Annotated in this window: 15 protein-coding genes; 3 read left to right on the top strand and 12 right to left on the bottom strand. The window is 62.0% G+C overall.

The window, feature by feature from the left end; genetic code table 11:
• Nucleotide 1: 1 nt before the first annotated feature.
• The 5 genes from AACG97_RS06860 to ihfB form a co-directional block, all read right to left on the bottom strand.
• On the bottom strand, nt 2-1,363 hold the full coding sequence (locus AACG97_RS06860) for a phosphomannomutase (RefSeq protein WP_225785807.1): 1,362 nt from the start codon (nt 1,361-1,363) through the stop codon (nt 2-4).
• A gap of 127 nt (nt 1,364-1,490) precedes the next feature.
• Complete coding sequence (locus AACG97_RS06855; RefSeq protein WP_054890062.1) at nt 1,491-2,933, bottom strand: mannose-1-phosphate guanylyltransferase/mannose-6-phosphate isomerase; 1,443 nt, start codon at nt 2,931-2,933, stop codon at nt 1,491-1,493.
• 319 nt (nt 2,934-3,252) lie between these two features.
• Nucleotides 3,253-4,683, bottom strand: a complete 1,431-nt coding sequence (locus AACG97_RS06850) for an MBL fold metallo-hydrolase RNA specificity domain-containing protein (RefSeq protein WP_225785808.1) — start codon at nt 4,681-4,683, stop codon at nt 3,253-3,255.
• Between the two features lie 102 nt (nt 4,684-4,785).
• Nucleotides 4,786-5,049 carry a lipopolysaccharide assembly protein LapA domain-containing protein gene (locus AACG97_RS06845; protein ID WP_054890063.1) on the bottom strand — a complete coding sequence of 88 codons (264 nt, stop codon included), beginning with the start codon at nt 5,047-5,049 and terminating at the stop codon, nt 4,786-4,788.
• 19 nt (nt 5,050-5,068) lie between these two features.
• Nucleotides 5,069-5,365, bottom strand: coding sequence for an integration host factor subunit beta (ihfB, locus tag AACG97_RS06840; RefSeq protein ID WP_003252675.1), 297 nt, complete (start codon nt 5,363-5,365; stop codon nt 5,069-5,071).
• 1,957 nt (nt 5,366-7,322) lie between these two features.
• Here ihfB and AACG97_RS06835 point away from each other — a divergent pair.
• Nucleotides 7,323-7,778 carry an REP-associated tyrosine transposase gene (locus AACG97_RS06835; protein ID WP_225785809.1) on the top strand — a complete coding sequence of 152 codons (456 nt, stop codon included), beginning with the start codon at nt 7,323-7,325 and terminating at the stop codon, nt 7,776-7,778.
• Nucleotides 7,779-7,933: 155 nt separating this feature from the next.
• Here the strand turns inward: AACG97_RS06835 and rpsA are convergent, their stop codons facing one another.
• From rpsA to mtnA, 7 genes are all read right to left on the bottom strand, one after another.
• Entirely contained in the window at nt 7,934-9,610 is a 1,677-nt protein-coding gene (rpsA, locus tag AACG97_RS06830) for a 30S ribosomal protein S1 (RefSeq protein ID WP_003252673.1), read from the bottom strand.
• A gap of 124 nt (nt 9,611-9,734) precedes the next feature.
• Nucleotides 9,735-10,421: a (d)CMP kinase gene (cmk, locus tag AACG97_RS06825; RefSeq protein ID WP_009685997.1), complete on the bottom strand. Its 687-nt coding sequence runs from the start codon at nt 10,419-10,421 to the stop codon at nt 9,735-9,737.
• A complete protein-coding gene (locus AACG97_RS06820) occupies nt 10,418-12,637 on the bottom strand; it encodes a bifunctional prephenate dehydrogenase/3-phosphoshikimate 1-carboxyvinyltransferase (RefSeq protein ID WP_232555200.1) in 2,220 nt (739 codons plus the stop codon). The genes cmk and AACG97_RS06820 overlap by 4 nt, the downstream gene beginning before the upstream one ends.
• A gap of 208 nt (nt 12,638-12,845) precedes the next feature.
• Nucleotides 12,846-13,940, bottom strand: a complete 1,095-nt coding sequence (pheA, locus tag AACG97_RS06815) for a prephenate dehydratase (protein ID WP_009686000.1) — start codon at nt 13,938-13,940, stop codon at nt 12,846-12,848.
• Nucleotides 13,940-15,025, bottom strand: coding sequence for a 3-phosphoserine/phosphohydroxythreonine transaminase (serC, locus tag AACG97_RS06810; protein ID WP_009686001.1), 1,086 nt, complete (start codon nt 15,023-15,025; stop codon nt 13,940-13,942). Before serC ends, pheA begins: the two co-directional genes overlap by 1 nt.
• Nucleotides 15,026-15,289: 264 nt before the next feature.
• The gene (gyrA, locus tag AACG97_RS06805) at nt 15,290-18,055 is read right to left on the bottom strand and encodes a DNA gyrase subunit A (RefSeq protein WP_225785811.1); all 2,766 of its coding nucleotides are present in this window, start codon (nt 18,053-18,055) and stop codon (nt 15,290-15,292) included.
• 295 nt (nt 18,056-18,350) lie between these two features.
• Entirely contained in the window at nt 18,351-19,427 is a 1,077-nt protein-coding gene (gene mtnA, locus AACG97_RS06800; RefSeq protein WP_029886219.1) for an S-methyl-5-thioribose-1-phosphate isomerase, read from the bottom strand.
• 204 nt (nt 19,428-19,631) lie between these two features.
• On the opposite strand from mtnA, the gene ubiG reads away from it, so the two are divergent.
• Together ubiG and mupP are read left to right on the top strand one after the other, a co-directional pair.
• Nucleotides 19,632-20,330, top strand: a complete 699-nt coding sequence (ubiG, locus tag AACG97_RS06795; RefSeq protein WP_009686004.1) for a bifunctional 2-polyprenyl-6-hydroxyphenol methylase/3-demethylubiquinol 3-O-methyltransferase UbiG — start codon at nt 19,632-19,634, stop codon at nt 20,328-20,330.
• Between the two features lie 2 nt (nt 20,331-20,332).
• On the top strand, nt 20,333-21,004 hold the full coding sequence (mupP, locus tag AACG97_RS06790) for an N-acetylmuramic acid 6-phosphate phosphatase MupP (RefSeq protein ID WP_029886220.1): 672 nt from the start codon (nt 20,333-20,335) through the stop codon (nt 21,002-21,004).
• Nucleotides 21,005-21,082: the final 78 nt, after the last annotated feature.

Genomic DNA, 21,082 nt, shown 5'->3' with positions numbered 1-21,082 from the left:
ACTAACCTCGGATTAGGGCGGCGATGCGCGAAACCTGTTCGTTGACCAGCGCTCCATCCCCCCGGCTTTCAACGTTCAAGCGCAGCAGCGGCTCGGTGTTGGAGCCACGCAGGCTGAAGCGCCAGTTGGCAAATTCCACACTGATCCCGTCGGTGCGGTCGACGGTGGGGTTATTCGGCAAGTAATAGGCAAGGATTTTTTCGATGGTGCCTTTTACATCTGCCACTTCGTAATTGATCTCGCCGCTGCACGGGAATTTGGCGATACGCTCATCAACCAACTGGGCAAGGGTTTTGCCGGTTACGCTCATAAGCTCAGCCACCAACAACCATGGGATGTTGCCGCTGTCGCAGTAGGCGAAGTCGCGGAAGTAGTGGTGTGCGCTCATTTCACCGCCGTACACGGCGTCTTCAGCGCGCATGCGCTCTTTGATGAAAGCATGGCCGGTCTTGCTCTGGATGGCTACGCCACCGGCCGCTTCTACCTGCTCGATGGTGTTCCAGGTCAGGCGCGGGTCGTGGATGACCTTGCTGCCAGGGTGCTTGGCCAGCAGCATTTCGGCCAGCAGGCCAACCACGTAATAACCCTCGATGAAACGGCCTTTGTCGTCGAAGAAGAAGCAACGGTCGAAGTCACCGTCGAAGGCGATGCCCATGGCGGCCTGGGTATCCAACACTGCCTGGCGGGTCAGGTCGCGGTTTTCAGGCAACAGCGGGTTGGGAATGCCGTTGGGGAAATTACCGTCCGGCTCGCCGTTGATAATGGTGATATCCAGCGGCAGGCGTGCTTTGAGCAGTTCGATCACAGGCCCGACCGCACCGTTGCCTGGGTCGGCCAGCACCTTCAGCGGTTTGAGCGATGCCACGTTTACATAGGTCAGCAGGTGGTCGATGTATGCCGTCTTGTCGAATGCTTCGCGCACAGTGCCGGCGGTTGCTGCATGCTCACCCAAGTCACCTGCTTCAACACGCTGGCGGATGTCGTTCAACCCGGTGTCGCCGCTGATCGGGCGCGACTGCTCGCGCACCAGCTTCATGCCGTTGTAACCCTTGGGGTTATGGCTGGCAGTAATCATCACACCACCATCGGCCTGGTGATGGCTGGTAGCGAAGTACACTTCCTCGGTACCACACAGGCCGATATCGATCACGTCGGCCCCAGCTTCAGTCAGGCCCTTGATCAAGGCCAGGGACAAACCCGGGCTCTCCAGGCGCATGTCACGCCCCACTACGTAGGTGCGGCCGCCAAGCTGGGCCACGAGTGCGCGGCCGATACGGTAGGCAACGTCATCATTGAGGTCGGCAGGCACTTGGCCGCGAATGTCGTAGGCTTTGAAGCAGCGGGTCTGGATCGGTGGGTACATACATCTCACTTGTATACAGCGACGCTTGAGCGAACGCCATTAGAAAGGGATGGTCGGCGAAAGCTTGCCGAATGGGGTCGGCCCCGCGCCAGGGTCAGGCGCCCGGGACCGACGGGAGAGCCTGGACTCAGGCGTCGCAACGACCGTAGTTGTCCTCGAAGCGAACAATATCGTCTTCGCCAAGGTAGTCGCCGCTTTGAACTTCGATCAGTACCAGATCAATTACGCCCGGGTTCTGCAAACGGTGTTTGTGGCCGGCGCGAATGAAAGTGGATTCGTTGGTATTGAGCATCAACTCCTGATCGTCGTTGACTACCACGGCCATACCGCTGACCACAATCCAGTGCTCGCTGCGGTGATGGTGCATCTGCAGCGACAGCGACGCCTTGGGCTTCACCACGATGCGCTTGATCTTGAAGCGCTCACCATCCTCCAGCGTGGTGTAGGTACCCCACGGGCGGTGAACGGTCTGGTGCAACAAGTGGGCGGCATGACCATCGCTCTTCAAACGCTTGACGATGTGTTTAACGTCCTGAGCGTGGTCCTTGTGGGCAATGAGCAAAGCGTCCGGAGTATCCACCACCAGCAGATCCTGTACGCCCACCAGTGCGGCAAGGCGGTCTTCGGTGCTCACGTAGTTGTTGCTTGCGCCATAAGCCATCACCTCACCATCAAAGCGGTTGCCGTGCTCATCCGGTGGGGTCAGCTCGCTCACCGCGTTCCACGAGCCGATATCGCTCCAGCCAATATCACATGGGATGGTTGCCACCTTGCTCGACCGCTCCATAAGGGCGTAGTCGATGGAAATGTCTGGCACATTGGCAAAGCTTTCGGCATCCAGCGCCAGGCAGCTGTACCCTTTGGACGTCGAGCGGCGCGAAGCTTCGAGGGTTTTCTCCACAGCTTCGAGCACATCGGGAGCATGAGCCTTGAATTGCTCGATCACGGTGCCAACCTGGAAACAGAACATGCCCGCATTCCAGAAATAATTGCCTGCGGCAACATAAGACTCAGCCGTTTGCGCGTCAGGCTTTTCAACGAAACGCTCAACCTTGAGGCCACCTTCGAGCACGCCGCCGGCGGCAGCTTCGATATAGCCAAACCCGGTTTCAGGGTACTGCGGCTTGATGCCGAATGTGACGAGCCAGCCTTGGCCCGCCAGCTGAACAGCCCGGTTCACGGCGTCGGCGAAGGTCGCCTCATTCTGAATCAGATGGTCAGCCGCCAGTACCAGCATATTGGCCTGTGGACCATGCGTTTGAAGTAGCTGCAGCGCAGCAGCTGCAACGGCAGCCGCGGTATTGCGGCCGAAGGGCTCAAGTATGTAACCCTGACTCAGGTTATGTTTATTGATCGTGCGGTATTCGTCCTCGGTTTTGAACAACAATTCGCGGTTGGTTACGGTTAGTATTTCAACCACACCGTTCAAATCGGCGGCGCGCAGGAAGGTTTTCTGAATGAGGTTCTGCCCGTCTGGCAGGGTCATGAACGGCTTGGGGTGAGCCTCACGCGATACAGGCCACAGACGGCTACCAACGCCACCGGATAGGATTACCGGGATCAATTCCATATTCGAGTCCTTAACGGCAACTTGAAGTTTAAAACCTCAGGAAACCTACATGTGTCTTATAAATCTGACAGCCGCCACGTAGGGAGGGCAGCGGCAATAAAATGTACCCGCCCGGCAAAATGACGCTTAGCCACCAATCGGCTCCAAGGCGCAAGCTCAGGCTCGTAGAATAACAGAGATTTTTTTGCGTAGCTTGTATAGGGGCCCTAGTGACAGCGCTACAACCTACCGGTTCCAGATACTCGACAGCCGGGCCTCGCGCTCTGATGACATGACGATCAGACAACGCCGTGGCTTAACGTTCACTAATTGAGCGTTTTTACGGGATTGATACCTCTGCAGCGGACCCACGCAGCGCCAGGCCAGACATGAGCGCCTGTTTAAGGCTACGTTTGGCACGCCCTTCGCCATGCACCAGAATGATGTGCTCAGGCACCCCCGGCGTGCCGATGGCAAATGCCACCAACGCCCGCTGGTCAGCATGCCCGGAGTAACCGCTTAGGCTGATCACCTTCGCCTTCACCTCATGCATTACCCCATCAAGCTCAACCTGCACGTCCCCCTGCGCACCCGCACTGGCCTGGATCACCGCACCCGGCGTCCCCCTCACCTGATACCCCACAAACATCACCTCATGCCGCCGATCCCCCAGCATGGCCTTGAGGTAATTGACAATCCGCCCGCCCGAACACATGCCATTGCCTGCAATGACGATGGCCGGTCGACCGGTGCTGCTGAGGTAATTGACTACCTGCTGGTGCTTGGCATGGGTGTCCACTGTGATCAACTGGTTGAAGCCAAGCGGATCACGCCCTTGCGCGAGCCGCGCCCTCGCCTCTTCGTTCCAGAACTCATGCAGGTCGCGGTAGGCACCGGTAATACGCTGGGCCAAGGGTGAGTCGAGGATGATGGGCAACTGCGACCAGTTGACGGGATCTTCGTCACCCGGTTCGCCGCGGGCTCCGGTCAATGCCTTGCGGTGCAGAATATCCTCTATTTCGTACAGCAGCTCTTGCGTACGCCCCAGGCTGAAGGCCGGAATCAGAATGGTGCCTTTGTCGGCCAAGGCGCGATCAATTGCCGCCTCCAGCTGCTGCTGCCGACCGCCCTTGACCGGGTGCAGGCGGTCACCGTAGGTACTCTCCAGCACCAGCACATCTGCCCGCTCTGGGGGCCGAAGCGGGCGCAGCAATGGGTTGGCACCATTGCCCAGGTCGCCTGAAAACACGTAACGGGTGTTGATACTTCCATGCAACAGGTCGCACTCGACATATGCCGACCCAAGCAGGTGCCCTGCACGCTGCAAGCGGATGCGACACTGCAAACCCGGCTCCATCACCACTTCATGCCACTGCTCGAAGGGCAAAGGCACAATCAGGCTTGTGACCCGTTCAAGGTACCGCGCCACCTGAGCAGGCTCGCGGTTGATGCCCACCCTGTAGGCGTCCTCCAGTACCAGCGGCAGTAGCCGCGCCGATGGCTCGCTGCAGATTATGGGGCCGCGGTAACCTGCAGCCAGCAGCGCAGGTATGCGCCCGACATGGTCCAGGTGTACGTGGGTGACGATTAGCGCGCGAATGCCCTGAATATCGAAGCTGAGCGGCGCGGATTCTGCACCAGGCGGCGCATCGGCGCCCTGTTCCAACCCACAGTCCACCAGCAAACTGCTACACGAGGCCAAGTGCAACTGGTGGCAGGACCCAGTCACACCCCGGGTGCCACCGTGATGGAAAAGGCAGGGGAACTCCATGCTACGCACACTCAACTTGGCCATAAATGAAGTGGGCTATTACTTCATGGCGGCCAGCCTGTGCATAGGCGGACTATTCCCAGGAAGGCGTAGGAAATTTCCTTAGTTACCGCTCAATGCCGCTTGCCGGGCAGAGGCCTTGATCTTGCGCTTGCTGCGTTGAACGCCGTATGCGCCCAGTAGCGGGCCTATAGCCAGGCCGATGACCAGCGCTGCCAGCACCAAGACAGCCACGGGCATTTCCGGCGCAGCCCAGCCGAACAGCACCAGCGCAACGGCCTGCTGGTTCTCCAGCACGAAGAACAACACCACCGCCGCCAACAGCAGCACGAAAATAGCCGCCAGGGCGCGCTTCAGGTTACGCATCAGATTACTCCTTGAGTGCTCAGGCTTCGGCCTCGTCTTCTTCGTTGACCCGGTCGCGCAACTCTTTGCCGGGCTTGAAGTGCGGTACGAACTTGCCTTCGAGGCTGACCGACTGGCCGGTCTTGGGGTTACGCCCCACGCGTGGGGCGCGATAGTGCAGCGAGAAGCTGCCAAAACCGCGGATCTCGATGCGATCGCCGGTAGCCAGGCATTGTGACATCTGTTCAAGCATGGTCTTGATGGCCAACTCCACGTCCTTGGACGAGAGCAGCCCTTGATGGGTGACAATACGTTCGATCAGCTCCGACTTCGTCATATTTTTCCCTTCGTTATCAAGCAGCTAGATCATTGCTTAAGCAGGTTGTAGCACGCTGGGAAGGATTTGAACAGGGTGCATCTTGACTTAATAAAAAATTTCAAGATTGAAGTTTTACCGGAATGGTCTAGGGAGGCCGCGCCGCCCGTGCGGCGCATCGCGAGCTGCGCTCGATCCTACGTTTTTTTCGGGCCAATTATGCCTGGGGGATTTGCGCGCGAACCCTTTGGCGCATGCCTCAATATCGCGTCGTATGAACCAGGCGGTCGCGCGCGCCTCTCACAGGCCTCACTGGCCCGAAACAAACGTAGGAGCGAGCGCAGCTCGCGATGCGCCGCGCGGGCGGCGCTCGATTTGCGCACCACCACAAACCCCACGCCAAGCACCCCGGGGCTCCCCCGATACCTCATGCCATGCGCCGTGCCGGTGAAGGTACGGCGATGGAGCAGCATTGCCCGCGAGGCCGCGCCGCCCGCGCGGCGCATCGCGAGCTGCGCTCGCTCCTACGTTTTTTTCGGGCCAATTATGCCTGGGGGATTTGCGCGCGAACCCTTTGGCGCATGCCTCAATATCGCGTCGTATGAACCAGGCGGTCGCGCGCGCCTCTCACAGGCCTCACTGGCCCGAAACAAACGTAGGAGCGAGCGCAGCTCGCGATGCGCCGCGCGGGCGGCGCTCGATTTGCGCACCACCACAAACCCCACGCCAAGCACCCCGGGCTCCCCCGATACCTCATGCCATGCGCCGTGCCGGTGAAGGTACGGCGATGGAGCAGCATTGCCCGCGAGGCCGCGCCGCCCGCGCGGCGCATCGCGAGCTGCGCTCGCTCCTACGTTTTTTTCGGGCCAATTATGCCTGGGGGATTTGCGCGCGAACCCTTTGGCGCATGCCTCAATATCGCGTCGTATGAACCAGGCGGTCGCGCGCGCCTGTCACAGGCGTTACTGGCCCGAAACAAACGTAGGAGCGAGCGCAGCTCGCGATTGCGCCGCGCGGGCGGCGCTCGATTTGCGCACCACCACATCCCCCAAGCCAAGCACCCCGGGGCTCCCCCGATACCTCATGCCATGCGCCGTGCCGGTGAAGGTACGGCGATGGAGCGGCATTGCCCGCGAGGCCGCGCCGCCCGCGCGGCGCATCGCGAGCTGCGCTCGCTCCTACGTTTTTTTCGGGCCAATTATGCCTGGGGGATTTGCGCGCGAACCCTTTGGCGCATGCCTCAATATCGCGTCGTATGAACCAGGCGGTCGCGCGCGCCTCTCACAGGCCTCACTGGCACGAAACAAACGTAGGAGCGAGCGCAGCTCGCGATGCGCCGCGCGGGCGGCGCTCGATTTGCGCACCACCACAAACCCCACGCCAAGCACCCCGGGGCTACCCCGATATCTCATGCCATGCGCCGTGCCGGTGAAGGTACGGCGATGGAGCAGCATTGCCCGCGAGGCCGCGCCGCCCGCGCGGCGCATCGCGAGCTGCGCTCGCTCCTACGTTTGTTTCGGGCCAATTATGCCTGGGGGATTTGCGCGCGAACCCTTTGGCGCATGCCTCAATATCGCGTCGTATGAAGCAGCCGGTCGCGCGCGCCTCTCACAGGCCTCACTGGCCCGAAACAAACGTAGGAGCGAGCGCAGCTCGCGATGCGCCGCGCGGGCGGCGCTCGATTTGCGCACCACCACAAACCCCACGCCAAGCACCACGGGGCTCCCCCGATATCTCATGCCATGCGCCGTGCCGGTAAAGGTACGGCGATGGAGCAGCATTGCCCGCGAGGCCGCGCCGCCCGCGCGGCGCATCGCGAGCTGCGCTCGCTCCTACGTTTTTTTCGGGCCAGTTATGCCTGGGCCAGATGCGCGCGAACGCTTTGGTCCTTGTTTACATACTGCAAATCACTGGCGGCTCGATCCCTGCACAGGCTGACTATGCTGACCGAGCAATTACCTGCTCAAGGATGAACGCAATGCCGAACCCTCATGGCTACAGGCTTCGCCGCGCACGATGCTCGGTGCCTGGCAGGCTTTATATGCTGACTACGGTCACTCATCGACGTAAGCCTTTGTTTCACGACCTCCGCTTCGCACGGTTGGTCATCCAAAACCTTCGTTACGCGGAAGAACAACACCACTGCCGATCGCTGACCTGGGTCGTAATGCCAGACCATGTGCATTGGCTGATTGAGCTGAAAGAAGTGACGCTTGGAACATTGATGCAGCGCTTCAAATGCCAGTCCAGCAATGCGCTTCAAAAGGCCGGGGCAAAGGGGAAGCCGGTGTGGCAGGCAGGTTACTACGACCGAGCCTTGCGCCGGGACGAGGATGTTTTCAAGGTCGCGAGATACATCGTTGCCAATCCGGTAAGGGCCGGACTGGCGACATCGGTTGGCGCATATCCTCATTGGGATGCAACATGGCTTTAAGGCATCACGATGGAGACGTATCGCACGCCGCCCGCGCCTCGCGACAGTTATGCCTGTGCGGATTGTGCACGAACGCTCCAGGGCATCGCGGGGCATACTAAGAACACAAAAAAAGGGCGACCCGAGGGTCGCCCTTTTTACCGATCAAACAGAACTCAGTTCTGCTTGGCCATTGCTTCGCGCAGCAGCGCAGCCATGGTGGTGTCGGCAGCAGCTTCCGGAGCGTTTTTCAGGCTCTGGATAGCTTCACGCTCTTCAGCGTCGTCTTTGGACTTGATCGACAGGCTGATCACGCGGGACTTGCGGTCAACGCTGATGATCTTGGCTTCGATCTCTTCGCCTTCCTTCAGAACGTTACGCGCGTCTTCAACGCGGTCACGGCTGATTTCGGAAGCTTTCAGAGTGGCTTCGATGTCGTCGGCCAGGGTGACGATGGCGCCTTTGGCGTCAACTTCTTTCACGATGCCCTTGACGATAGCGCCCTTGTCGTTGACAGCAACGAAGTTGGAGAACGGATCGTCTTCCAGCTGCTTGATGCCCAGGGAGATGCGCTCGCGCTCTGGGTCAACCGACAGGATGACGGTTTCCAGCTCGTCGCCCTTCTTGAAACGACGTACGGCTTCTTCGCCGGTTTCGTTCCAGGAGATGTCGGACAGGTGAACCAGACCGTCGATGCCGCCGTCCAGACCGATGAAGATACCGAAGTCGGTGATCGACTTGATGGTACCGGTGATCTTGTCACCCTTGTTGAACTGGCCGGAGAAGTCTTCCCATGGGTTGGACTTGCACTGCTTGATGCCCAGGGAGATACGACGACGCTCTTCGTCGATGTCCAGAACCATGACTTCCACTTCGTCGCCAACCTGAACGACTTTCGACGGGTGGATGTTCTTGTTGGTCCAGTCCATTTCGGAAACGTGTACCAGACCTTCAACGCCTTCTTCCAGCTCAGCGAAGCAGCCGTAGTCGGTCAGGTTGGTTACGCGAGCCTGTACGCGAGTACCTTCTGGGTAACGGGCAGTGATAGCTACCCACGGATCTTCACCCATTTGCTTCAGACCCAGCGAAACGCGGTTGCGCTCACGGTCGAACTTCAGAACGCGTACGTCGACTTCGTCGCCAACGTTAACGATTTCCGATGGGTGCTTGATGCGCTTCCAGGCCATGTCGGTGATGTGCAGCAGGCCGTCGATACCGCCCAGGTCCACGAATGCGCCGTAGTCGGTGAGGTTCTTGACGATACCTTTGACTTGCTGGCCTTCCTGCAGGGTTTCCAGCAGGGCTTCGCGCTCGGCGGAGTTCTCGGCTTCCAGCACGCTGCGACGGGAAACGACAACGTTGTTGCGCTTCTGGTCCAGCTTGATGACCTTGAATTCCAGCTCTTTGCCTTCCAGGTGGGTGGTGTCGCGCACTGGGCGGACATCAACCAGGGAGCCCGGCAGGAACGCACGGATGCCGTTAACGTCGACAGTGAAGCCGCCCTTAACCTTACCGTTGATAACGCCCTTGACCACTTCTTCGGCGGCGAAAGCTGCTTCCAGAACAATCCAGCACTCGGCGCGCTTGGCTTTTTCACGGGACAGTTTGGTTTCGCCAAAGCCGTCTTCGACCGCGTCCAGCGCAACGTGGACTTCGTCACCGACCTTGATGGTCAGTTCGCCAGCTTCGTTGTAGAACTGCTCGAGCGGGATGACACCCTCGGACTTCAGGCCAGCGTGTACGGTAACCCAGTCGCCGTCGATGTCGACAACGATACCGGTGATGATGGCACCCGGCTGAAGATTGAGGGTTTTCAGGCTTTCTTCAAAGAGTTCTGCAAAGCTTTCGCTCATTTTAATTCCTGTAGATTCGGGCGAAACAAACGCCCCTCGCCACATTCCAGACAATGTGGGTCTGTTTTAAGTAAAGGAACGCCGGCAAGACGTTGACTGGTGAACCTGCCTGCTTTCCTGGTGATCAGAGAAGGTCGCGCTGGGCGATCTCGCTCCTGATACGTTGCAACACCTGCTCGATGGACAACTCGGTGGAATCCAGCTGAATGGCGTCTGCCGCTGGTTTCAGCGGGGCCACTGCACGCTGAGTGTCGCGTTCATCACGCGCCCGAATCTCATCCAGCAGACTCGACAGACTAACATCTTCACCCTTGCCCTTCAACTGCAGGTAGCGGCGGCGCGCCCGTTCCTCGGCACTGGCGGTCAGAAACACCTTCAGCGGCGCGTCGGGGAATACCACCGTGCCCATGTCGCGGCCGTCGGCAATCAGCCCGGGCATTTCCCGGAAGGCGCGCTGGCGCTGCAGCAGCGCCTCACGCACGGCAGGCAGCGAGGCCACCATCGAGGCACCGGCACCGACGGTTTCGGTGCGGATGACCTGGCTGACGTCCTCACCTTCGAGAATGGTCTGCTGCAGCTTACCGGGCTCGGCGGCGATGAACTGCACATCCAGATGGGCGGCCAGCTTGGTCAGCAGCTCTTCGTTGGTCAGATCGACACCGTGGTTGCTGGCATTGAACGCCAGCAGCCGGTACAGCGCGCCCGAGTCCAGCAGGCGCCAGCCCAGTTCGCGCGCCAGCAAGCCGGCCACCGTACCTTTGCCAGAGCCACTCGGCCCGTCGATGGTGATGATGGGGGCCAGCGTGTTCACGACTTGCCCTCTTCGGCCACGCGGATGCCCACTTCGGCGCACAGCGCCAGGAAGTTGGGGAACGACGTGGCAACGTTGGCGCAGTCATGAATGCGGATCGGCGCACTGGCGCGCAGCGAGGCCACGCTGAAGGCCATGGCAATGCGGTGGTCACCGTGGCCATGCACTTCGCCGCCGCCCAGCTGGCCGCCGTCGATGATGATGCCGTCAGGGGTCGGCTCGCACTTGATGCCCAGGGCAACCAGGCCGTCGGCCATCACCTGGATACGGTCGGACTCCTTCACCCGCAGCTCTTCGGCACCGCGCAGCACGGTACGGCCTTCGGCGCAGGCAGCGGCAACGAACAGCACGGGGAACTCGTCGATAGCCAGCGGCACCAGCCCTTCAGGGATATCGATACCCTTCAGCTTGGCCCCGCGCACACGCAGGTCGGCCACCGGCTCGCCGCCGACTTCACGCTGGTTCTCCAGGGTGATGTCGCCACCCATCAGGCGCAGGATGTCGATGACACCGGTACGGGTCGGGTTGATGCCGACGTGCTCCAGCACCAGCTCGGAGCCTTCGGCGATGGACGCCGCCACCAGAAAGAAGGCTGCCGAGGAGATGTCGGCCGGCACTTCGATGCGGGTAGCGGTCAGCTTGCCCCCAGACTGCAACGAGGCCACCGGGCCATTGCTTTCTACCGCGTAGCCGAAACCGCGCAGCATGCGCTCGGTGTGGTCGCGGGTCGGTGCCGGCTCGGTGACGGTGGTTTTGCCTTCGGCGTACAGGCCGGCCAGCAGCAGGCAGGATTTGACCTGCGCGCTGGCCATCGGCAGCGTGTAGGTCAGCCCCTTGAGCCGGTGGCCGCCGCGAATGGTCAGCGGCGGGCGGCCTTCCGGGCCGGTCTCGACCACGGCACCCATTTCGCGCAGCGGGTTGGCCACACGGTTCATCGGGCGCTTGGACAACGAGGCATCACCGGTCATGGTCACGTCGAACGGCTGGCCGGCCAGCAAGCCGGACAGCAAACGCATCGAGGTCCCCGAGTTGCCTACGTACAGCGGGCCGGGCGGCGGCTTCAGGCCGTGCAGGCCAACACCATGAATGGTCACGCGGCCGTGGTTGGGGCCTTCGATGACCACACCCATGTCACGGAATGCCTGCAGGGTCGCCAGGGCGTCTTCACCTTCGAGGAAGCCTTCGACCTCGGTGGTGCCCTCGGCCAGCGAGCCAAGCATGATCGAGCGGTGAGAAATCGACTTGTCGCCCGGTACACGAATCCGCCCGTTCAGGCGGCCACCCGGTTGGGCCAGGAAAATCAGATCGTTGGCGTTCATAGCGTCCACATAGGCCCGACGGGCCAGGATTTTACTGAAATGCTCGCGGGCAACGCGTGCGCGGGTGAATACACCCAGCAACTGGTGCCCGTCCCCTTCAGCGATAGCGTCGCGCAAGGCGTCGAGATCACTGCGATATGTATCAAGTGTGCGCAGGACAGCATCGCGGTTGGCGAGGAAGATGTCATGCCACATGGTCGGGTCGCTGCCGGCGATCCTGGTGAAATCGCGGAACCCCCCGGCAGCGTACCGGAAGATCTCGAGGTTTTCATTGCGTTTGGCCAGTGAATCGACCAGGCCAAAGGCCAACAGGTGCGGCAAGTGGCTGGTGGCGGCCAGCACTTCGTCGTGGCGCTCGACCGTCATGTGCTCGACATCGGCCTCCAGCGCGCGCCACAGGCGGTCGACCAGGGCCAGTGCGGCCGGGTCGGTTTCGGCCAGCGGCGTGAGAATGACCTTGTGCCGGCGGAACAGGGTGGCGTTGGAGGCCTCTACCCCGCTCTGCTCGGAACCGGCAATGGGGTGGCCAGGCACGAAGCGCGGCAGGCGCTGGCCGCTCTCGTTCACAAAAACGGAACGCGCCTCACGAACAACATTGCCCTTGGCGCTGCCGACGTCGGTGATGATGGCGTTGCCCAGGTCTAGCCGGGCCAGGCGCGCCAGAACTTTCTCCATGGCCAGGATGGGCACGGCCAGCTGGATGACATCGGCGCCCACGCAGGCGGTGGCGAGGTCTTCTTCGCAGCGGTCGACCACGCCCAAGGCTACGGCCTGCTTGCGCGAGGGGGCATCCAGGTCGACTCCGACCACTTCGCGGCACAGGCCGCTTTCACGCAGGCCCTTGGCGAACGAACCACCGATCAGGCCGAGGCCAACTACGACCAGGCGGTTGATGATGGGCGCGGGTTTGGTTTTTGCTGCATTTACCACTGGTGTGAACCCTGTTCAGAAATCGGGACAGCCTGCGAGACCGCTGGGGCTGCGTTGCAGCCCATCGCCGGCAAGCCAGCTCCCACAGGGGCAGTGGAAACCTGGAGGCTTGCGCTGTACCTGTAGGAGCTGGCTTGCCGGCGATGGGGCGCAAAGCGCCCCCAGCGGCCCTGAATCAAAGCACTGCCTTCGGATACGAGCCCAGCACCTTCAGCGCCACAGCCTCCTGGCTGATCTGTTCGAGCACCGCCTTGATCAGTGGGTCGCGGTGGTGACCAACGAAGTCGATGAAGAACACGTAGGTCCACTTGCCGCTGCGCGACGGGCGGGTTTCGATGCGGGTCAGGTCGATGCCGTTCTGGTGGAACGGCACCAGCAGCTCATGCAGCGCGCCCGGCTTGTTGCTCATCGAAACAATGATCGAGGTCTTGTCGTCGCCGGTAGGCGGCACTTCCTGCTGGCCGATCATCAAAAAGCGCGTGGAGTTGTCCGGGCGGTCTTCGATCTTCTCGGCCAGGCGGGTCAAGCCATACAGGTTGGCAGCCATGTCACCGGCGATCGCCGCCGAGTTCCACTCGCCCTTCACGCGCTTGGCGGCCTCGGCATTGCTCGATACCGCCACCCGCTCCACATTCGGGTAGTGCGCGTCCAGCCACTTGCGGCACTGGGCCAGGGACTGGGCATGGGAATAGATGCGGGTGATGCTGTTGGTCTTGGTGCTCTCGCCCACCAGCAGGTGGTGGTGGATACGCAGCTCGACTTCGCCGCAAATCACCATGTCGTGTTCGAGGAAGCTGTCCAGGGTGTGGCTGACCGCGCCTTCGGTGGAGTTTTCCACCGGCACCACGCCAAAATTGACCGCACCGGCCGCGACTTCACGGAACACCTCGTCGATGGCCGCCATCGGGCGGCTGATCACCGCGTGGCCGAAGTGCTTCATGGCCGCCGCCTGGGTGAAGGTGCCTTCAGGGCCCAGATAGGCGATTTTCAGCGGCTCTTCCAGGGCCAGGCACGACGACATGATTTCGCGGAACAGCCGCGCCATTTCTTCGTTGCCCAGCGGCCCTTTATTACGCTCCATCACCCGCTTGAGCACTGCTGCTTCGCGCTCGGGGCGGTAGAACACCGGCTTCTCGCCTTCTTTGAGCGAAGCGGTCTTGACCCGCGCAACCTCTTCGGCACACCGGGCGCGCTCGCTGATCAGCTCGAGGATTTTCTCGTCGAGGCTGTCGATGCGAACGCGCAGGGCTTTGAGTTCCTGTTCCGACATCAGCCGTGCTCCTTCTCGAATTCAGCCATGTAGGCCACCAGCGCTTCCACGGCGTCCAAGCCCAGGGCGTTGTAGATAGAGGCGCGCATCCCGCCCACCGAGCGGTGGCCCTTGAGGTTGAGCAGGCCGCGGGCATCGGCACCGGCGAGGAAGGCCTTGTCCAGGCGTTCATCGGCCAGGCGGAACGGCACGTTCATCCACGAGCGGGCATTGACGCTGATCGGGTTGGTGTAGAACTCGCTGCTGTCGATGAAGCCGTACAGGCGGTCTTTCTTGGCCCGGTTGCGCTGCTCCATGGCCTCGACACCGCCCTGCTCCTTGAGCCACTCGAACACCAGGCCCGAGAGGTACCAGGAGTAAGTGGCCGGGGTGTTGTACATCGAGCCGTTGTCGGCCGACACCTTGTAGTCGAGCATGGTCGGGCAGCTGCTGCGGGCGTGGCCCAGCAGGTCTTCACGCACGATCACCACCACCAGGCCGCTGGGGCCGATGTTTTTCTGCGCGCCGGCGTAAATCAGGCCGAACTGCGACACGTCGATCGGGCGCGAGAGGATGTCGGAGGACATGTCGACCACCAGCGGAACGTCACCGGTCTGCGGCACCCAGTCGAACTGCAGGCCACCGATGGTTTCGTTGGACGCATAGTGCACGTAGGCAGCGTTGCTGGTCAGTTTCCAGTCGTTCTGGCCCGGAATGGCCAGGTAATCGTAGGCCTTGGCGCTGGCGGCGACGTTGACGTTGCCGAAGCGGCGCGCTTCCTCGATGGCCTTTTTCGACCAGATGCCGGTCTCGATGTAGTCGGCAGTGCCGTTTTCCGGCAGCAGGTTCAGCGGGATCTCAGCGAACTGCTGGCTGGCACCGCCCTGCAGGAACAGTACCTTGTAGTTGGAGGGGATAGACAGCAGGTCACGCAGGTCCTGCTCGGCCTTTTCGGCGATGGCCACGTAATCGTCGCTGCGATGGCTCATTTCCATCACCGACAAGCCCTTGCCATGCCAGTCCAGCATTTCAGCCTGGGCGCGCTGCAGAACAGCGGTAGGAAGCGCGGCAGGGCCTGCGCAGAAGTTAAAGGCTCGGTTGCTCACATCCACTCTCGCTCTGCCAAATGGTACAAATTCATTTCTTGCAGGCCGCACGCGCCTCTTTGTGGGAGCGGCCTTGTGTCGCGATAGGGCCGCGAAGCGGCCCCAGCTTTTTGCAGCGCCGCTGAAATCCTGGGGCTGCTTTGCAGCCCTTTCGCGACACAAGGCCGCTCCTACAAAAAGCTTGCTCGCACCCGGCCAGGCATTGCCTGCAGTTATCAGTCAAACGGGGCGACCTTGGTCGCCCCGTTCGGGTTTTACACCTGCTTACTCCTGCGGGGCCTCTTCGGCGCCTGCAGCTTCGTCATTGTCTGGCACTTCGGCCTCGACACCCTCCTCGTCCGCCTCGACCATATCGTCGAGTTCGTCCTCGGACGGTTCCTGGATCCGCTCCAGGCCAACCAGTGTTTCGTCGGCAGCCAGCTTGATCAAGGTCACACCCTGCGTGTTGCGGCTCAGGCTGGACACTTCGCCAACCCGGGTGCGCACCAGCGTGCCCTGGTCGGAGATCAGCATGATCTCCTCGCCTTCATGCACCTGGATGGCGCCGATCAACAAGCCATTGCGCCCCTTGGTACCCATGGCGATCACGCCCTGGCCGCCACGGCCGCGGCGCGGGAACTTGGACAGCGGGGTACGCTTGCCAAAGCCACGCTCGGAAGCGGTCAGGATCTGCGCGCCAGACTCCGGAATCAGCATGGAAATGATCTGCTGCCCCTTGCCCAGCTTCATGCCCCGCACGCCACGGGCGTTACGGCCCATTTCACGCACCACGCTCTCGGCAAAGCGAATGACCTTGCCAGCGTCGGAGAACATCATCACTTCCTTGGCGCCGTCGGTGATGGCCGCTGCAATCAGGGTATCGCCTTCTTTGAGCTTCAAGGCAATCAGGCCATTGGAGCGCGGGCGGGCGAACTGCACCAGCGGGGTCTTCTTGACGGTACCCGAAGCGGTGGCCATGAAGATGTACGCGCCGGTCGGCTCTGCCACCCACTCAGGGGTGTCGCCGTCTTCTTCGTCAACTTCCTCGGCCTCGACCAGCTCACCTTCGAGCACGGTGTCGTCGGCGTCTTCCAGCTCTTCGTCAAGGTCGGCGTTCTGCTGCAGCGCCTCGAGGTCCACCTGCAGCATGGCGGTGATGCGCTCACCCTCTTCCAGCGGCAGCAGGTTCACCAGCGGGCGACCACGGGCGGCACGCGATGCTTCCGGAATTTCGTAGGTCTTTTTCCAGTACACCTTGCCCGTGCTGGAGAACAGCAGCAGCGTGGCGTGGCTGTTGGCGACCAGCAGGTGCTCGATGTAGTCCTCGTCCTTCACGCCGGTCGCCGACTTGCCTTTGCCGCCACGGCGCTGGGCCTGGTAAGCGGACAACGGCTGGGTCTTGGCGTAACCACCGTGGGAAATGGTGACCACGCGCTCTTCTTCCGGGATCATGTCGCCGTAGTTGAGGTCGTGGCTGGCATTGAGGATTTCGGTGCGGCGGGCATCGCCGTACTCGGCGCGGATGGCCTCCAGCTCTTCGCGGATCACTTCCATCAGGCGCTCGGCGCTGTTGAGGATGCGGATCAGCTCGCCGATCTGCTCGAGAATTTCCTGGTACTCGGCCAGCAGCTTCTCGTGCTCCAGGCCGGTCAGGCGGTGCAGGCGCAGGTCGAGAATGGCCTGGGCCTGTTCCGGCGACAGGAAGTATTTGCCATCGTGCAGGCCATACTGCTCGGGCAGGTCTTCAGGGCGGCAGGCCTCGGCACCGGCGCGCTCGACCATCACCTGCACGGCACTGGACTCCCACGGCGTGGAAATCAGGGCTTCCTTGGCCTCGGAAGGCGTAGGCGAAGCCTTGATCAAGGCAATGACCGGGTCGATGTTGGACAGCGCAACCGCCTGGCCTTCAAGGATGTGGCCGCGTTCGCGGGCCTTGCGCAGCTCGAAGACAGTACGGCGGGTCACCACTTCACGGCGGTGACGGACGAACGCTTCGAGCAGGTCCTTGAGGTTGAGCAGCCGCGGGCGGCCGTCCACCAGGGCCACCACGTTGATGCCGAATACGCTCTGCAGCTGGGTTTGCTGGTAGAGGTTGTTGAGCACCACCTCCGGCACTTCGCCGCGGCGCAGCTCGATGACGATGCGCATGCCGTCCTTGTCGGACTCATCGCGCAGCTCGGTGATGCCTTCGATCTTTTTCTCTTTGACCAGCTCGGCGATCTTCTCGATCAGCCGCGCCTTGTTCAGCTGGTACGGCAGCTCGGTGATCACGATTTGCTGGCGGCCACCGACCTTGTCGATGTCTTCGACCTCGGAGCGGGCACGCATGTAGATGCGGCCGCGGCCGGTGCGGTAGGCCTCGATGATGCCTTGGCGACCGTTGATGATGCCGGCTGTCGGGAAGTCCGGGCCGGGGATGAACTGCATCAGTTCATCGACGGTGACTTCCGGGTTGTCGATCAGCGCCAGGCAACCGTCGATGACTTCACCAAGGTTGTGCGGCGGAATGTTGGTCGCCATACCCACGGCGATACCGCTGGAACCGTTGACCAGCAGGTTGGGGATACGCGTGGGCATGACCGCCGGGATCTGCTCGGTGCCGTCGTAGTTGGGCACCCAGTCGACGGTTTCCTTGTGCAGGTCGGACAGCAGCTCGTGGGCCAGCTTGGTCATGCGCACTTCGGTGTATCGCATGGCCGCGGCATTGTCGCCGTCCACCGAACCGAAGTTGCCCTGGCCATCGACCAGCAGGTAGCGCAGCGAGAAGGGCTGGGCCATACGCACGATGGTGTCGTAGACCGCAGTGTCGCCGTGCGGGTGGTACTTACCGATCACGTCACCGACCACACGGGCGGATTTCTTGTACGGCTTGTTCCAGTCGTTGCCCAGTTCGCTCATCGCATAGAGAACGCGACGATGCACGGGCTTCAAGCCGTCACGTGCATCGGGCAGCGCTCGCCCGACAATCACGCTCATCGCGTAGTCGAGGTAGGACTGTCTCAGTTCGTCTTCGATATTGACCGGGAGGATTTCTTTGGCCAGTTCGCCCATGAGAAGCCTGATTCCTTTTTCTGGTGAAACTTCGCAGCTCCATCAAGGGCCGAACGAAGCTCGCCGCCGCAGCGCATAAGGGTGCGACGACTTACGACAAATCAATGAGTTGTGCCATGGATCTGCGCAATGAAGGCCGCCGTGATGGGCGGTCTTGGAAACTGCCGGATGTTACCACAAAGGCGGGTGCGGTGGGGAGATGTGGCGGGCAGCCAGAAGCAGGTTCGAATCTTGATTTGCTGGTGCCTGTGCCGGCCTCTTTGCGGGCTTACCCGCGAAAAGGCCGGCACATTTGTCAATGCAGGCGCTTGCGGCACATCAACTGCGCCAGCTTGGCGGTATCCGGACGTTCGACAATGCCGCGCTCGGTCACGATCACGTCGATCAGGTCTGCCGGGGTCACGTCGAACACCGGGTTGAACACCTCGACCTCCGGGGCCACCCGGGTGCCGGCGTAATCCAGCAGTTCATCGGCCTCACGCACTTCCAGGGGGATATCCTCGCCGGTCGCCAGGTTCAGGTCGATGCTGGTGCTGGGCGCCACCACCATGAAGCGCACGCCATGGTGCATGGCGCTGACGGCCAGCTGGTAGGTGCCGATCTTGCCGGCCATGTCGCCATTGGCGGCAATGCAGTCCGCCCCCACCACCACCCAGGTGATGCCCTTGGTCTTCATCAGGTGGGCCAGCGCCGAATCGGCGCACAGGGTGGTCGGGATGCCTTCGTTGGTCAGCTCCCACGCAGTCAGGCGCGAGCCCTGCAGCCAGGGGCGCGTCTCGCCGGCATACACCCGCTCGACCATGCCTTCGAGGTAACCGGCACGGATCACCCCCAGCGCGGTGCCGAAACCCCCACTGGCCAGCGCACCGGCATTGCCATAGGTGAGCAGGGTCTGGGCGTTGCCCTGGTGGCGGCGGATCAGCTCGGTGCCGTGCTGGGCCATGGTCAGGTTGGCTTCACGGTCGCTTTCGTGAATGGCCAGCGCTTCGGCCTCGCACGCGGCCAGCACGTCTTCGTCCGGGCGCAGGCGTTGCAGGCGCTCGCGCATGCGGTTCAGTGCCCAGAACAGGTTGGCAGCCGTGGGGCGCGCCTCGGCCAGGGTGAGAAAGTCCTCTTCCAGGTCCAGCTCCCAGTCACCACCTTCGGCCAGCCGCTCTTCCAGGGCCAGCACCAGGCCGTAGGCCGCCGCGATACCGATCGCCGAAGCACCGCGCACCGCCATGTCGCGGATCGCGGCTGCCACCTGCGCGACATTGTCGCAGGCCAGCCAGCACTCCCGGGACGGCAGCAGACGCTGGTCGAGCAGGTGCAGGACGCCGCCCTGCCAGCGGATCGCGGTCACCTTCTCCGCCGCCAATAGTCGCTCGCGCATTGCCTCTCCCTGTCGTTCGGATATCAAAAGCCGGCGATTATAGCGAGCCTGGGGGCCGAGCGCTCGGGTATACTCCGGCCTTTTCGAGCGCAAGCCGCAAGCTACGAGCGGCAGGAAAAAGCGAATGCGTACAAGGTCTGCTTTTTCTTGCTGCCTGGGGCTTGCAGCTTGCAGCTTAATAGCCAAGCTTTTGAGGACTGCCCAATGAGCAACGTCGACCGCGCCGAAATCGCCAAGTTCGAAGCGCTGGCCCACCGCTGGTGGGACCGTGAAAGCGAGTTCAAGCCGCTGCATGAAATCAACCCGCTGCGCGTCAACTGGATCGACGAACGCGCCAGCCTGGCCGGCAAGAAGGTGCTGGACGTAGGTTGCGGCGGCGGCATCCTCAGCGAAGCCATGGCCCTGCGCGGCGCCAGCGTTACCGGTATCGACATGGGCGAGGCGCCGCTGGCCGTGGCCCAGCTGCACCAGCTGGAGTCTGGCGTGCAGGTGGAGTACCGGCAGATCACCGCCGAAGCGCTGGCCGAAGAAATGCCTGAGCAATTCGATGTGGTCACCTGCCTGGAAATGCTCGAGCACGTACCCGACCCGTCGTCGGTGATCCGTGCCTGCTACCGCATGGTCAAGCCAGGCGGCCAGGTGTTCTTCTCCACCATCAACCGCAACCCCAAGGCCTACCTGCTGGCCATCGTTGGCGCCGAGTACATCCTGAAGATGCTGCCGCGCGGCACCCATGACTTCAAGAAGTTCATCCGCCCCTCCGAACTGGGCGCGTGGAGCCGTGATGCCGGCCTGCAGGTCAAGGACATCATCGGCCTGACCTACAACCCGCTGACCAAGCACTACAAGCTGAGCAGCGACGTCGACGTCAACTACATGATCCAGACCCTGCGCGAGGAATGAGCATGCGTTTGCGAGCGGTACTCTTCGACATGGACGGCACCTTGCTCGACACGGCGCCGGACTTCATCGCCATCTGCCAGGCCATGCTCGCCGAACGCGGCCTGCCGCCGGTCGATGACACGCTGATCCGCGGGGTGATTTCCGGCGGTGCGCGGGCCATGGTCGCCGCCACCTTCGCCATGGACCCTGCAGCCGAAGGCTTCGAGGCCCTGCGCCTGGAGTTCCTCGAGCGCTACCAGCGCGACTGCGCGGTGCACAGCAAGCTGTTCGACGGCATGGCCGAACTGCTGGCCGACATCGAGAAAGGTAAGCTGCTGTGGGGCGTGGTCACCAACAAACCGGTGCGCTTCGCCGAGCCGATCATGCAGCAACTGGGCCTGGCCGAGCGTTCGGCGCTGCTGATCTGCCCGGACCACGTAAAAAACAGCAAGCCGGACCCAGAGCCGCTGATCCTGGCCTGCAACACCCTGAACCTGGACCCGGCCAGCGTGCTGTTCGTCGGCGACGACTTGCGCGACATCGAGTCGGGCCGTGACGCCGGCACCCGTACCGCCGCGGTGCGCTACGGCTATATTCACCCAGAAGACAACCCCAACCACTGGGGCGCCGACGTGGTGGTGGACCACCCGCTGGACCTGCGCAAGGTGATCGACAGCGCGTTGTGCGGCTGCTGAAGCTGCAAGTTGCAAGCCACAAGCTGCAGCAGCCCACATCGCCCAGCTTTTTCTTGTAGCTTGAAGCTTGAAGCTTGC

Origin of the sequence: Pseudomonas sp. Nvir, assembly GCF_963778085.1 — a bacterium.
In the GTDB taxonomy this organism is placed as follows: Bacteria; Pseudomonadota; Gammaproteobacteria; order Pseudomonadales; family Pseudomonadaceae; genus Aquipseudomonas; species Aquipseudomonas juntendi.
Note: the sequence above shows the minus strand (reverse complement) of the source record. Positions and strands in the feature narration are given on the sequence as shown.